The organism is Holdemania sp. 1001302B_160321_E10 (assembly GCF_015552275.1).
Lineage (GTDB): Bacteria > Bacillota_I > Bacilli_A > Erysipelotrichales > Erysipelotrichaceae > Holdemania.
The window spans coordinates 91427-106357 of record NZ_JADNEM010000003.1 but is presented as its reverse complement, the minus strand read 5'-3'; the positions used below and the strand labels follow the sequence as shown (position 1 = coordinate 106357).

Genomic DNA, 14931 nt, shown 5'->3' with positions numbered 1-14931 from the left:
TCATGAAAAGGCTTGAAAAAGGCGTTATAAAGCAGTGATTAAGTTGGGCGCTGGTTTTTTACGGCTTTGGGTTTGCGGAGAAGTCCAGTCCCAGCCAGGGAAGCTCCGCCAGCCAGATCAGATTGAGCAGATCGAAAAAGCTAAGCATCCATTCGCCGTTTAATTCAGGATAAAAAACGAATAGCCCATAAACGCTGACGATCGCCAGCTTGACCGCAACAAATCCCCAGCGGATCTTTTTTGCCTTGTTTATATACAACGCCGCCAATCCTGCTTGAAAAAGAAACGCGGCGGACTGCGCAAGTCCGATCGGCAATGCAAGGCCCAGCATTCTCTTCAAAAATTTCAGAATCAGCGTATGTGGAATTCCGGGGATCTCCAGCAGCAGCGACGCCGCAAAATAACCGTCATCCAGCGGCATCAGCGTCATTAAAAACAGGAGAACTGCCAGTCCTGAAGCAAAGCTTGCGATGTGGTATTTTGCATCGCTGATCCAGAATAAATAAAGGCCCACGATCATCAACCCGACCGAAATCATGATAAAAGAAATCCCCGGCTGAACCCACGGCTCGCCATAGAATCGCAGGGAATGAAGTTCCGGCCCCCAGCTCAGCCAATAGCCCAGCGACAGCGACAAATAGATCAGAAGCCAGCTGCCCGCCCGGTATAAGATCATTCTGTATCGCGAATTATTCATCTGTTGATCCCTTTTCTGCTTTCAAACTCCGCTTTGCGGGAGTGTCCACCCAAATCCACGGAATTTCCGCCAGTCTGACCAGCGTCAGCATGCTGAAGAAGCTGAGCATCCAGGTTTCAAGGACATTGTAAAAACAGAACAGCGCATAACCGCTGATCACCGCCAGCCGGGATGCGATACATCCCCAATGGAGCTTTTTAATATATTTGAAACTCAGCACGATCAAAACAATCTGAAGTAAAAATAGAATTCCTGTGACCGCTGAAATGGGGATGATAAGACCGGTAATCACTTTAATGATCTTTAAAATTATCAAATAAGGAAGTGCTGGTAAGGTACAGATCAGAAGAATACCTAATAATCCATCATCGTAGACTGCTACCGCTAATAAAACAAGCTCCAATACCAATCCCGCAGCGAATCCTGCCAAAGCGTGTATGGAATCGCTGAGGATAAATAAGACCGCTCCCAGAATCGACATTCCTATAAGAATAAGGAGCGTCGGCATTCCCGGAATGATGCGGACATCTCCATAAAAGTGGAAAAATCGACATCCCCCATTAAAATGCCAGCAGCCCAGCACGAGGGATAAATAGATTAGCAGCCAACTACAAATGCGGCATAAAATTGTCGGTCCTTGTGAGTTCATTTTTACTTCCCACTTTCATTTTTCAATCCAGCGCTGTATCCCCTGAATGATTTGTTCCGCAATGAGAATTTCGATCAGAACTTCCAGAACATAAGGATATAACGTAAGCATTCCGCCATGGATCGTACCGATCGCAAATACATTCGCCAGAATCGTCATGCGAACCGCCGTCCAGCTCCAATGAACTTGTTTTCTGACAATCAAAACAGACAAAAGAATTCCGCAGAGCATACAAGTCAGAATGAAAGAAAGGTAGACATCAGTCCAATGCGCACGACTTTGAGAAATAAACAGATATCGCATGCTTAACGGTGAGAGGAAAGCAAGGATACTGGGAAAATCAGATTCGTTAGCCCATTCCATTGCCCTGATCAAAACAAGCGTCGTCATAATCCCCGCCACGGCTGTCCGCAACTGAAAAAACGGAAGTTTCTTTCTGAATAAGAAAACAAAGATCCCGGCGGTCAATCTGCGGTCAAAACGGTAAAGACCAATGCAGGGGAAGGCTTTTGCAGCATCGGTGAGAAAGGACTTGTTCCTAAAATTTTCTGATACTGCGATGCATATCCCCACCAGACGACGCAGACGCCGGCCAGGATCACAGAAAATAAAATGGCTGACGAAATAATCCGGTCTTTCCGCTGTTTCATTCGATATCACCCCAGATTCTTCCTTTTTTCATTGTAGCATGGCCGCTCATCAGAAAACCTTACGATAACATTACATTTGTAGACCTGATTGAATCCTTGTGTTTTTAGTCTTCTGCTGATATGCTGAGAGCCAGACTTATTGATCTTATTCTTTATTATAAGAAATGACAGGAGGTTCTCCCGATGAATAGCAACAACGTATTTGAACTACTGGAAGCCGATTTGCGTCAGGCGGTTGAAGCGCTGCACTACACGCAACCCACCCCGGTTCAGGAACAGGTGATTCCCGCTTTTCTTCAGGGACGGGATTGTCTGGTCCAGGCGAAGACCGGCTCAGGAAAAACCGCAGCCTACGCCCTCCCGGTTTGCCAACAATGTCATTTTGAAGACCGGCTTCCGCAGGCGTTAATCCTCGCTCCGACGCGTGAGCTGGCTGATCAGATCACTCAGGAAATCCAGAATTTCAGTTTGTTCCGACGTCTGACGTGTGTACGGCTGGTTGGCCGGCAGCCGATGAAAAGTCAGAAATACCAGCTGAAGCAGCGAGTTCAAATTGTCGTCGGTACCCCGGGCCGGGTGTGGGATCATATAGAACAGGGAACGCTCGATCTCTCTCAGCTGAAAATGGTCGTTCTGGATGAAGCGGATCAGATGTTCTCGCTGGGGCTGACAGAAACCGTTCATCAGATTTTAGAAAAGCTTCCTTTCCCCATTCAAACTTGTTTGTTTTCCGCAACCCTAAGTCCGGAAATTTTACAGTTGGCGGAAATCACGGTTCACGATCCTTTGATGATCCAGATTGATTCGCCTCGCCAGACAAATCAGAATATCCGCCTGACCTCGTTGACGGTTTCCAACACTGAAAAACTCACGGGTCTGCTTCATGTCTTCTCCACAATCCAGACACCCTCCGCGATTGTTTTCTGCGACCGGCAGGTGATGGCGGAAGAAGTCGCAGAACAGCTCAAGAAAAAAGGGGTTTGTGCGGATGCCCTGCACGGCGGGATGGAACAGGATCAACGGTTTGCCGTGCTGAAACAATTTCGTCAGGGACAGCTGCGGATTTTATGCGCGACTGACGTAGCGGCGCGGGGTCTGGATATCGACGGTTTATCGCTGATCGTGCATTGGGATCTGCCATTGAATCTGGAATCCTTCATTCACCGCTGCGGGCGCTGCGGACGGATTGATCAGCCGGGTACCTCGGTTGCCCTCCTCACGCCCAATCAGCAGAACCGCTACTCGTCCTTCCTGGAAACGTTGGAAATTCAGGATGAAACTTTCGAACTGGATCCGTTGGATGATCACTCAGGATTAGCGCATTGGAAAACAAAGAATCAAAGCCAGCCGGAGAAAGCGGCTGAACTGAAACAAAACAAAGCGACGATCTTAATCCGGGCCGGCCGGCAGCATAAGCTGCGCCCTGGTGATTTTGTCGGCGCTTTATGCAGCGTGGGGTATCGTGCAGAACAGATCGGAACGATCGAAGTACAGGAACGGGTGACCTTTATTACGCTGATTCAAGCCGATCCACAGCCGTTAATCCGAGCGGGAGAGCTTTCTGTCAAAGGCAAGCTCCGCCGGGTTGAGCGCGCCCGTTCTCTCTAATCAAACGAAGTTCATTTATGCCAAATTCTTAAAACAGAAGTTTTTGTATTGGCTTACGTTAAACACAGAACTTCTGTTTTTTGTTGATATGAAAGATGGTATAATTTCTCCATCAATGAGAACTGGATAGGGAGTAGGAACATGCTTACGAGTGAAGAAGAACTCTGGAAACAAGCCATGCAGTTGATTATTCCTGCAGCGCCGGCTTTGCTGACCTTTGTCATGGTATGGATTATTGAGATCATTTTGCTTAATAAAAAAATTATCGGATGGGGACAAGAAAAGAAAATTGAAAAAGCAAAACAATCAGGGCAGGTTGTTGACGCAACGATAACAGGCAGTCAAAAAAGCTACTATTATGCGGATGGTAGTGGAATCGAAGCTGTGCGGTATGCGTATTCAATAAAGGGCAGACGAAAGAGAACTAAAATAGTCCAATTTCGAGTAGATGGAAGAACTACTTTTCCAGAAACAATCAAAATTTACTATCTGGGAAAGAGAATCTATACAGATTACGACAATCCAAAAGGAATTCCCAACTTTCTGTTCGTGGCCTTGCCTTTTATAATGGCCATGTTGGTTTTAATTTTGACTCAGCCTGAACTCATAGGCTGATCTTCAAATATTCATCAAAACAAAACAGAAAACATAAGATAACTCGCCACTGAGCTTGAAAGGAAAATCTGGGATAGATATTGGTTGTATTTTTTCGATCAAGAGAAATAAAAATCCACAAAAAATATCTTTATGCGGACATTGGGAAGCGGTCGTTGGAAATTATTTTCTTACTCAGGCAGGCAATCCCAAAGCATTTTTCCGTGAGTCATTTCGTGAAGTATTGCCGGCTGGACAAAGAATAAACTGGCTGGAAAAGGAAAGAGAAATTGAATTTTAGAAAACATGGAATCAGTTCAGTCCCATATTCCGGCGTGAGTCTCGATTCCCGCGAAGTCTGGCTGTTCCAAATGAAAAGAACGTCCGCAAAGCACAAAGAAAACCCCCGTCCAAAATCAACTCCCTGATAGAAGAGTCAATTAGACGAGGGTTTTTATTACGATTTACGCTGACTCAGCCAGGCGCTCAGCGGGAACATCATGATGCCGGCCACGATGATTAACGGCAGCCAGAACTGCGCGAAACCGGTGAACTTGGCATAGTAGCCCTGGAAAAAGATGAAGATGACAATGCACGGCAGACCCCAGCGCAGATAACCGCGGATCTTCTCTGGAAAGCGCAGCCCTTTTCCGGCGTTCGCTTCCTCGATGAACGCATCCCAGCCCCAGCCGCATTTCCGCGTACAGAACATCAGGTAGATCAACGAACCCAACGGCAGAATGTTGCTGGAAACGATGAAATCCTCCAGATCCTGAATCGTGCTGCCGGCGCCCAACGGCTGGAAGCCGCTCCACAGATTGAAGCCCAGCGCGCAAGGCAGTGATAAGACCAGAAGCAGAATAATATTCATCCCTACCGACATCTTCCGCGACATCCCTGAATCCATCGCGAAGGCCACGATATTTTCAAATACCGCGATGATCGTCGTCAGCGCGGCAAACGACAGGAAGATGAAGAACAACGTTCCCCAGATCTGCCCGCCAGGCATCGAGTTAAAGATATTCGGCAGCGTGATGAACACCAGTCCCGGTCCGGAATCGACAGGAATGTTGTAAGCCGCTGCGGCCGGAAAAATGATCAGTCCGGAAAGCAGCGCAACCACGGTATCCAGCGCCATGATATTTAAGCTCTCGCCGAACAGGCTGCGTTCTTTACCGATGTAGCTGCCAAAGATCGCCAGCGATCCCATACCGATCGACAACGTGAAGAATGCCTGACTCATCGCCGCGAAAATGACGTTGCTGATGCCCGCCTCCAGCATCCGGTTAAAATCCGGAATCAGATAAAACTTTAATCCTTCGATCGCATTCGGCAAGGTCAGCGAACGAACGCACAGCACGATCATGATCAGAAACAGGCAGGACATCATGACCTTGGATACCCGTTCCACACCGTTCTTCAAGCCTAACCGGCAGACCAGAAATCCCAGCAGGACCGCCAGCACCATAAAACCGATCTGCTGCGCCGGGGATTTCAACATGGCGTCAAACACCCCGGACACGTCCGCTGCTTCCAAACCGTTCAGACTGCCGGAACTCATTTTAACCACATAGTTCATCATCCAGCCGCCGACCACCGTATAGAACATCATCAGAATGTAATTGCCGCTGACCGCCATGGCTTTAAACCCATGCCAGCGCGTCCCTTTCGGCTCCAGCACGTCGAAGGAATGCGAAACTGATTTTCGCGACGCCCGGCCGACAGAAAATTCCATGACCATAATCGGCAACCCCAGCAGGATCAGGAAAAACAAATAGATTAAGACAAACGCACCGCCGCCATATTGGCCCGTGATGAACGGAAACCGCCAGACATTGCCCAGACCGACCGCGCAGCCAGCCGATATTAAAATAAATCCCAGCCGGGAAGATAACTTTTCTCTTTCTTTCATGGTTGATAAAATCCCCTTTTTCTCCGCTATTGTATCATAGAATACAGGCGCTGTCTTTAGCCAAAATAACCCGGAACTCCCGGATTCTGATCGCATTCTCCGCTGAATCAGCCTGCTTTTCAAAGTTCGGGATCAACCGCTGCCGCGGAATAGGAAATAGGATTGCTTTGATGCCGGACATCCGTTACACTGAACTTAACCTGCACGATGCCGGTCAAAGGAGAACTTACCATGCAGAAATTCAATTTGCACACGCACACCTTCCGCTGTGGTCATGCCAGCGGCACTGATGATCAGATGGTGCTCAGCGCGATCGAGACTGGTTTTGAGCTGCTCGGTTTCAGCGATCACATGCCCTATCCCGAGCTGCATCTGCCAACCTGCCGCATGGCCTATGACCAGCGTCAGGAATACGTTGATTCCATGATCAAGTTAAAAGTCAAATATCAGGATCGGATCACGCTGCGGTTTGGTTATGAAGCGGAGTATCTTGAGGATCATCAGGAACTGTTGGAACAACTCCACGGTGAAGTCGATTATCTGATTCTCGGTCAACATTTCAAAGCGATCGAAACGAATCCAGCTTATGAGCTGGTCTATGATTACGACGCCTATAATAATGATGAAGACGTGCTGTTCTATGCCGATCAAATTGAAAAAGCCGTAGCGACCGGCTGGTTCAGTCTGATTGCCCATCCGGATTACTTCATGCTTGGCCGCCGCACCTTCACCCCCGCCTGCGCGGAAGCGGCCAAGCGGATCTGCACGGTCAGCGCAAGGATGGGGATTCCGTTGGAAATCAACCTGAACGGCGTACATTACGGCCAGCATGAATACCGGATCAGCACGACTGATCCAGCATCCACGGAAACGACCTGCGCCTATCCGTTCCGGAAGTTCTGGGAGATCGCCGCCGCCATGCGGTGTCCGGTATGTTATGGATGGGATGCGCATGCACCGCTGGTACTTCAGGATTTCAGCCGGGTTGCGATGGCGGAAAAGCTGCTTGAAGGACTGCCGCTGAACTTTATCGACTGCTCGCCGGTTGATTGATTCTCCCCTGACTGCCGCTCTGATTTTCGTTTTCTGCCCTTGCCGCAGCCGCTTATTTTAAGCTGGGAGAACTTCCGCGGTGTTTTCGCTTTTGTTTGCCGGATATCCGCCTGTCCGCCTGTTTCTTTTCCATTCCATTTTGAATTCTTCCGTCAAATAGTGTAATATGAAGTACAGAATAGGGGGTAAACCACATGAATGAATGTTCCGGAGCTGCCCTGAAAACCCTGATTCGGATGCAGCAGAATGAAATTGACGAATATCATATCTATCAAAAAATCGCAGCGACGGTCAAGTCGGAGGAAGACCGCAAGATCCTGCTTCAAATTGCCCAGGAAGAAGCCTCGCATGGCAAGCTGTGGGGAAAATATACCGGCTTGCAGCCCAAGCCGAACACCGGCAAAGTGTTCTGGTACAGCCTGCTTTCTAAAATCTTTGGCTATACCTTCGCTCTGAAACTGATGGAAAACGGCGAGGACAAGGCGGATAAAGCCTATACGAGCTTAATTCAGGAAATCCCGGAAGCCGAGAAAATCGCCGAGGATGAAGAACGGCATGAACAAGCCTTGCTGGCGATGCTTGACGAGGAACGCCTGCAGTTTGTCGGTTCGATGGTGCTGGGCATGAACGACGCCTTAGTCGAGCTGACCGGAACGCTGGCCGGCCTGACCTTCGCCCTGCAGAACAACCGGCTTGTCGCTCTGTCCGGTCTGATCACCGGCGTTTCCGCGACCTTCTCGATGACCGCTTCGGCCTATCTCTCAGCCAAGAGTGACAATGACCCGCAGGCTGTCAAATCATGTCTGTATACCGGCGTCATGTATATGATCACCGTCGCTTTGATGAGCCTGCCGTATTTACTGCTTCCGGCGGAAGCCTACATCCCGGCGCTGATCGCGCTGCTAGTCACAGTGACGCTGATTATTCTGGTGTTCAATTATTATATCTCTGTCGCCAAGGACTACAATTTCAAGCAGCGGTTTCTTGAGATGTTTGTGATTTCCGGCTCGGTCGCCGTGATTTCCTTTCTGGTCGGTCTGGCGATCAAAGCCTGGCTGGGCATCGACATTTGACCGCAGACATCACAAGTTCCTTTTCCTGCCAACCAACCGGGTTAAACACAAGCCCGGTTTTTCTTTTTCCCTCTGTCTCTGCTTTTTCCGGCCTACGCCTTATAATGAGGACAGGAACACTGATCAATATATAAACAACATCCACCCCGGGATCCAGGGAGGGAGAATGAAGAATGAACCCTCTTTTCTTTAGAAGGATGATTCATGCCTGATCAACGGTTTATCCTGTGTGTCAAAAAAGGCTGCGCCGTCAGTGGGGGTGGAAAAGCAGTGCAACGCGGGAGAGGGAATTCAGATCTTTCCTTGCACTGCTTTTTTTAAAATCATGTTTTTCACTGCACCTCAGACTAACTCGTTTTAACAAAAAAAAGCAAGGCGGAATTTTAATCCATCCTTGCTTTTTCTGTTTATTTTCCAATCTGGTTCGCGTAGAAATCGACCAGCTGTGTCCGCATCTGTGCTACGACCTCTTTCGCCCAGGCATAGTCCTTTTTCTTTTCCTTACTGCCGACGGCGTTTGCGAAGCGTTCCGCCAGATCCTGACCTTCATAGAACGGAACCGCAACGTCGACCACCTTCCGCTCCGGTGTTTCTTCGAGAACCGCGTCGCTGCTCAGCTTGGTGATCAGCACGGTCTGATCCTGAAGGTTGAAATAGCTTTCCGGTTTCAGCGTATCCTTGTTGTACTGCTGGACGATGAAGACCGGCAGCGATACCGTTTCTTTTCCCTTTTTGTTAAAGCTCAGGGAAACGACATACCCATCGCCGTTGAGCGTCAGTCCGTCGATGGACTGGAATGTGCGTTCAATACCGGACGGGAAGGACGTCTGCTTGAGATACGCGACCGTCACCTTCAGATTTTCGATCTGCTTGCTTTTGGCGTCCAGATCGCTGAATAAAGCGGGACTCGGTACGCGGTAATCCTGAAGCATTTCGCCGACCGCGGCAGTTTCGTCGTAAACCCAGCGCGTCATCTGATCCGCGATTGTCCGCTGATCTTCGCCTTCTGTGCGTCCGATCAAATTGTTCATATTGACTAAAGACACTGTTCCGTTAGTCCAGATCTGATGTTCTTTTAACTGTTCCGCGTTCCAGCTGCCCTTGCTTGTGGTCAGCGGTTTGGCACTCATCGCTTCCGCAGTAAACAGCTGGAAAATAGACAGCCCCGGATTCATTTTGGTTCCGGCCAGGATGACCGTGCCTTTCAGACCGGCCTTCTTCGCTTCCTCGCACGCGTCCATCGTACAGCCGTCCAGTGTTTCCTCGCTGATCGACAGCCGGACGGTTTCCGAAGCGATCCGGATTGGCGCGGTCTGCGTGATCTGCAGCTTCGCCGACGCCAGGTCAATTCCCGGCAGTTCGTTGTTGATCACTTGTTCCTCGGGTGCCGGAAGCATGCCGTCCTCGGTGGGCTGCGGCTTCTCCTTATTCTGACAACCGCTGATCAACAAGATCAGCACCAAAGCTGCTGCGACTGTTTTTTTCATTTCCTGCACCTCGTTTCCGCTTTTATTATAAAGGATAACGTTAAGGAATATCTTAAATTTTACTTACGACTTATGAAATTTTTATTAGTAAATTCTGGCTGCGCTCAGCGGAAGCGGAAGAACTCCTGCACGCGGCGGGCATAATGACCCAGCACGATCAGATGATGATTCCCGATCGGCTCGCGCAGCAGCGTGTCCAGTCCCTGCGGCAGGGAAACCCGGATCTGTGTGCGGCACAGGTGTTTTTCGTTCAGATTTTCGACAATTTCGCCATCCTGGACAAAGTAACGGTCCATCAGCGCGGAACACTTGAAGACCGTCGCGTCGCCTTCTCTTAAATGGCCGGCCAGCGCAACGCCCAGATCGGATTCAAAGTGCGTCATCAGCCGGAAAGCGCTCGGCATGGTCAGCGGCAGCGTGCAGTGCGCGAAGATGATCTGTTTCTGATGGGAGAGAATCCGCGACGGATTGCACATGAAGACCGGCTGATCCGTCAGCTTGCCGATCAGCGTCATCGCGATCAACGACGGCATATCGCCTTCGCAGCCGCCATAAACGCCCTCGGCGTTGAGAATTGCCAAGGCAAGACAGCCGGTGCTCTTGACCGGACCTAACAGATCGAAGCAGCGAACCGTGACTCCGGCCAGCTGATATTTCTGACAGATCCGCTTGAGCGCGCCGTAGATTTCCAGTGATTTCTGCATTTCCGCTTCCGGCCATGGCTGTTGCCGCAGCTGCCGGGTATATTCGTTTTCTTCCACTTGATGTTTTTCAATCTCCGCAAAGAATTCCTCCATCGAAATCGTAACGAGTTCGATACCGGTTTTCTCCCGGACGGCCTGGGCGTCTACATGACTGGAGATCAGCCAGTCTGAAGGTTCGCCGACGCTGCCCAAGCGCAGCCCCTGCAGCTCCCGCTTGACTTTGAACACCTGAACCAGATCCGCTAACCGGGCTGCGGTATCGTCCAGATCCCCATGCAGGATTTCCGCCTGCACGCCCTTCTGGCGCAGATAGGACAGGATTTCCATCGACGCCGCCAGCGAATTATTTTCGCCGGAGGTCAACAGGAAAACAGGTGCCTTTAAATACGGCTCCAGCTTGAGGAAGCGGCCCTCCGTTCCGCCCCCACCCACAAACACAACGGTCATCGCTTCGTCTTTCAAGGCTTCCGCCGGCACGATTTCCAATGTGTGGCCGCAGCGTTTGGATAGTTCCTGCAGATAGTTCCGGTTCAGCACATCGCGGTCTTCCATATCCGCGTTCATACTTTGTAAATAGCCAATTCCAATCTTCATGATAACCCTTCTTTCTTTAGTTTCATTGTAACCTTACCCCGGCTAAAAAACAATCAATCTGCCAGACTTCATCCTCTGCTTTCCCACTTTACCCACTCTTTTACCACTTTTCGTCAGGATAAGAAAAAGACCGGGAAAGCGAACAGTTTCTCTTCGCTTTTCCGATCCGTAAGGCGTGGCCTGCCTTCCGTTTATGCTTGCGATCCAATCATTTCCAGCGTCTGCGGAGGATGCCGGTAATATTGCGCCTGCGCTTCCCACAGTTCCTGATACAAGCCCGGCTGCCCGGCCAGCTGATCATGGGTTCCGCGCTGGACGATCTGTCCGTGGTCGAACACGACGATTTCATCACAGAACTTACAGCTGCTCATGCGGTGTGAAATAAAGATCGAAGTCTTATCCTTCACCAGTTCGTTAAAATTTTCATAGATTTCCGCTTCTGCCAGGGGATCCAGCGCCGCCGTCGGTTCGTCGAGAATCACGATAGGCGCGTCTTTATACAGCGCCCGGGCGATCGCGGCTTTCTGAGCTTCCCCACCGCTGAGCAGGATGCCTTCACCATTCTCTTTACCCAGCAGCGTCTTCAATCCCTTTTCCATACCCGCGACTCTGGCGCTCAGTCCGACTTCCTCCAGCACCTGCATTGCTTTCTGTTCATCGACATGGGCCGAAGCCGCCAGATTTTCGCCCAGCGGCATTTCCATCAGCTTGAAATCCTGGAAAACGACGGAGAAGATCTGAACGTATTCTTCAAACGCGTATTTCCGGATATCAATCCCATTCAGCAGGATTCTTCCCTCTGTCGGTTCCGCCAGCCGGCACATCAGCTTGATGAACGTCGTTTTCCCTGCGCCGTTGCGCCCGACGACCGCAAAGTGTTTCTTCAGTTCCAGATCAAAGGAGATATCCTTCAGCGCGTTTTCACTCTGGCCCGGATAGCGGTAAGAAACATGATCGAAGGTCAGATGATATTCGCCGTCATCCCGTTTCTCCACCGGCAGCGTCCCTTCATAGCTCATATTCGGACGTTGGATGAAGGCTTCATAGCTGTTGAGGTATTCGTAACGGTAGGCGATGTTGTTATAGCTGGCCGCCAGTGTGACTAACGAGGTCGTGAAGCGCAGAATCGCGTTGGCGTACAACATGACCTCGCCGATGCCGATGGTACCCTGCATCGCGATGATGCCGATGACCAGATAGGTCATCCCGGAAGCCAGCTGCGTCAGAAAGGTGATGACGCCGTTGATCTTGCCGTTGGTTGTGCCCCAGGCAATATAAAGCCGGGAGCTTATCAGCGTCTTGTCAAAGAGTTCCATCAGGAAATCCTTCATTTGATATAACCGGATATCCTTGCCATTTTGAATACTCATTCCCAGATTGCCGATATACCCGCACATCGCGTTGTTATGGACGTTATCCCGTTTCATTTTCTGAAGCAGTCTTCCCGCTTTCGCGCTCAATCGTGATCCGATCACAATGACCACCACATATACAACGAAAAGGAAAATTAAACAGCCTATCGGCAGCCAATAATCCTGCGCCCGCGTAAAAATCTGAAATAACAAAACAGCGACAAAGGCCAAAGAATAAAGCATGGAGAAGAACATCGTCAGAAATTGAAGCAGATCACGAAGCTGTTCCCCCGTACCGCCACCGCCGTTACTGCCTTGATCCGCCTTGCGGATTTCGTCGATCGTTTCTGCTTTTTCCAATTCTTCATATTCAATCTGATAGGCTTTTTCAAGAACACGCTGACGGATTTTGTATTTTGACAGATCGCGCAGCTTAAGAAAACGTTGATTCAAAGCCTTACTGCTCAACCCCAGAATAACGCTGAAACCGATCATCCAGTAAACGTTCTGCATTGCCTGCGGAAATTGACCGGTGATCAGGAAATTTAAAATCTGAGCGGAGAAGTAAATCGGCAGAAAGGGCACGGCCGCCGTAATCGCAGCGGTCAGGATTAGATAGGCGATCACATGGGGTTCGCTCTTCTGCATCATCCGGATGAATTTACAGGTTTCCTGCCAGGCTGTTTTCAAACTCATAGACTTCCCCTCCTTCCTGATAATATTGGCTTTGAACTTCAAACATCCTGGCATATTTGCCTTTCCGCTTCATCAATTCCTCGTGGGTGCCATCTTCCACAATCATCCCGTGTTCAAGAAACAGGATCCGATCGCAGAACTGGGTAGAGGACAGACGATGGGATATAAACAACGCCGTGTGGTCTTCGACCAGATTGTTCACCATTTTATACATCTCACTTTCAGCGATCGCATCCAGCGCGGCGGTCGGTTCATCGAGGATCAGCATCTTCGCTTCCTTATATAAAGCCCGTGCCAGAATCAGCCGCTGAACCTCGCCTCCGGAAAGTTGAATTCCGTCTGTGTTCAGATCTTTTCCAAGATAGGTTTTTTCCTGCAGCGGCAGACGACTGACCTTCTCCCAGAGATTCGCCCGCTTCAATACCTCGACCACTTTTTCGCAATCCGTGTTTTCCAGATTTTTGCCGGAGATGTTTTCAGCGATCGTCACCGACATGATCATCGCATCCTGAAACACCACCGCCAGTTGTTTTTGGAACGCTTCCCGGTTGTTCTCCATTAGCTCCCGGCCATTCAGTAAAATCCGGCCGCTGTCCGGCCGATACAGGCCGCACAACAGCTTGACCAGCGTCGTTTTGCCAGCCCCGTTAATTCCTACCAGCGCAACTTTCTGCCCCGCTGGGATCGTCAGATTAAAATCATCCAGAACCTTGCGTTGTTTGTCATATTGAAACGATACATGATCAAAGGTAATGGCCATGGATTCCGATGCATCCTGAGGTTCCGCATGTTTTGCATGAACCACTTCCGATTCCGTATAATCGCGGTAATAACCAATCCGCATCAGATCGTTGCTCAACAACGATATCATTTCGCTGATTGTGGAAAACCATGTGGAAAAGCCGCTGATCACGCCTAACAGAAAGACAAATTGCGCGATGCTCATACCGTGCATCAGACTCAGAATCAGCCAGCTGTAAGCCGCCAGATCCCGGACCGCCTGAATGAAAATACCCGCCATGTCATAAATAAAATAAGCGCTCCGGACCTTTCCTTCAATCTTTTCCAGCCGGCGGATCAGGCTTCGATAGAATTCAGCCATCCAGTTTCGCATTCCATATAAGCGGATATCCTTCCCCGTTGCCACATTGTAGGTTTCCTTATGCAGATACCAGATTGACCGCACGATCTGACCGGACTCCTCCATGGTCGCCGCTTCTTTTTTCCAGGCATAGTGATAAATAAAATATTGAATTACCGATAACCCCAATAACAGGCCGATCAGCTGAATGTTCGTCTTCCCGATAACCAGAGAGTACAACGTTAAGCCGAAAAGGTTCACGGCCAGCTTGATGTTGTGGTGGCAAAACCCTTCCAAACCGTGATCGTTGGACGATAAACATTCCTCCGTTTTCGCAATCTGGATCTGTGTTTTATAATCTTCCACATTCTGATAGTCCCGCGTAATCGTGCTGCGGAACATTTCACTCCAGAACTTTTTTAAACGAAAGAGGATAAACTGTGTTGACGAGCGACTCTCTAAAAAGGTCTGAATACCGTTGATCATGCCGTAGACTAAAAACGCGCCGAGACAAACGAGGATCAAAGTCTGCACGCCGGCCTGTTGTTCCAGACAGGCAATGATCAGCGACGGCATGAACACTCCGACCAACGGCGTTATGGCGGAAAACAGTACCTCGGCGATTCCGTAATATATTAATTTCCGGTCAAAGTCCCACATTTGGGAATAGACCAGATGATAGGTGCTGCGCACACTGTATTTCATAATGACGCCCCTTCCTGTCGTTATCTTCATTTTGATTATAAAGAAAAACAGTGCCGAATAAGAAAAAAGTGCACGA

At 49.6% G+C, this 14931-nt stretch carries 13 protein-coding genes; 4 read left to right on the top strand and 9 right to left on the bottom strand.

Annotated elements, in window-relative coordinates; translation table 11 throughout:
• Positions 1 to 58: 58 nt before the first annotated feature.
• The 4 genes from I2D94_RS02720 to I2D94_RS02705 form a co-directional block, all read right to left on the bottom strand.
• Positions 59 to 697: a hypothetical protein gene (locus tag I2D94_RS02720; RefSeq protein ID WP_195395528.1), complete on the bottom strand. Its 639-nt coding sequence runs from the start codon at positions 695 to 697 to the stop codon at positions 59 to 61.
• Positions 690 to 1346 carry a hypothetical protein gene (locus I2D94_RS02715; protein ID WP_195395527.1) on the bottom strand — a complete coding sequence of 219 codons (657 nt, stop codon included), beginning with the start codon at positions 1344 to 1346 and terminating at the stop codon, positions 690 to 692. The genes I2D94_RS02720 and I2D94_RS02715 overlap by 8 nt, the downstream gene beginning before the upstream one ends.
• Positions 1347 to 1361: 15 nt before the next feature.
• Entirely contained in the window at positions 1362 to 1736 is a 375-nt protein-coding gene (locus tag I2D94_RS02710; RefSeq protein ID WP_195395526.1) for a hypothetical protein, read from the bottom strand.
• Between the two features lie 74 nt (positions 1737 to 1810).
• Complete coding sequence (locus I2D94_RS02705; RefSeq protein ID WP_195395525.1) at positions 1811 to 1996, bottom strand: hypothetical protein; 186 nt, start codon at positions 1994 to 1996, stop codon at positions 1811 to 1813.
• A 183-nt stretch (positions 1997 to 2179) separates the two neighbouring features.
• Here I2D94_RS02705 and I2D94_RS02700 point away from each other — a divergent pair, with 183 nt between their 5' ends.
• The gene (locus I2D94_RS02700; RefSeq protein WP_195395524.1) at positions 2180 to 3604 is read left to right on the top strand and encodes a DEAD/DEAH box helicase; all 1425 of its coding nucleotides are present in this window, start codon (positions 2180 to 2182) and stop codon (positions 3602 to 3604) included.
• Positions 3605 to 3745: 141 nt separating this feature from the next.
• Positions 3746 to 4219, top strand: a complete 474-nt coding sequence (locus I2D94_RS02695) for a hypothetical protein (protein ID WP_195395523.1) — start codon at positions 3746 to 3748, stop codon at positions 4217 to 4219.
• Positions 4220 to 4655: 436 nt separating this feature from the next.
• Here the strand turns inward: I2D94_RS02695 and I2D94_RS02690 are convergent, their stop codons facing one another.
• Positions 4656 to 6110 (bottom strand): sodium-dependent transporter, encoded by a 1455-nt coding sequence (locus I2D94_RS02690; protein ID WP_195395522.1) that lies wholly within the window; start codon positions 6108 to 6110, stop codon positions 4656 to 4658.
• 231 nt (positions 6111 to 6341) lie between these two features.
• Between I2D94_RS02690 and I2D94_RS02685 the strand changes: the two genes are divergently transcribed.
• Positions 6342 to 7163, top strand: coding sequence for a histidinol-phosphatase (locus I2D94_RS02685; protein WP_229056728.1), 822 nt, complete (start codon positions 6342 to 6344; stop codon positions 7161 to 7163).
• A 194-nt stretch (positions 7164 to 7357) separates the two neighbouring features.
• On the top strand, positions 7358 to 8236 hold the full coding sequence (locus tag I2D94_RS02680) for a VIT1/CCC1 transporter family protein (protein WP_195395520.1): 879 nt from the start codon (positions 7358 to 7360) through the stop codon (positions 8234 to 8236).
• Positions 8237 to 8643: 407 nt separating this feature from the next.
• Here I2D94_RS02680 and I2D94_RS02675 read toward each other — a convergent pair whose 3' ends face one another.
• The 4 genes from I2D94_RS02675 to I2D94_RS02660 all read right to left on the bottom strand — a co-directional run bounded on the left by I2D94_RS02675 (position 8644) and on the right by I2D94_RS02660 (position 14855).
• Entirely contained in the window at positions 8644 to 9723 is a 1080-nt protein-coding gene (locus I2D94_RS02675; protein WP_195395519.1) for a hypothetical protein, read from the bottom strand.
• A gap of 104 nt (positions 9724 to 9827) precedes the next feature.
• Positions 9828 to 11021, bottom strand: a complete 1194-nt coding sequence (locus I2D94_RS02670; RefSeq protein ID WP_195395518.1) for a hypothetical protein — start codon at positions 11019 to 11021, stop codon at positions 9828 to 9830.
• Between the two features lie 191 nt (positions 11022 to 11212).
• Positions 11213 to 13069 carry an ABC transporter ATP-binding protein gene (locus I2D94_RS02665; protein WP_195395517.1) on the bottom strand — a complete coding sequence of 619 codons (1857 nt, stop codon included), beginning with the start codon at positions 13067 to 13069 and terminating at the stop codon, positions 11213 to 11215.
• Positions 13035 to 14855: an ABC transporter ATP-binding protein gene (locus tag I2D94_RS02660; protein ID WP_195395516.1), complete on the bottom strand. Its 1821-nt coding sequence runs from the start codon at positions 14853 to 14855 to the stop codon at positions 13035 to 13037. The genes I2D94_RS02665 and I2D94_RS02660 overlap by 35 nt, the downstream gene beginning before the upstream one ends.
• Positions 14856 to 14931: the final 76 nt, after the last annotated feature.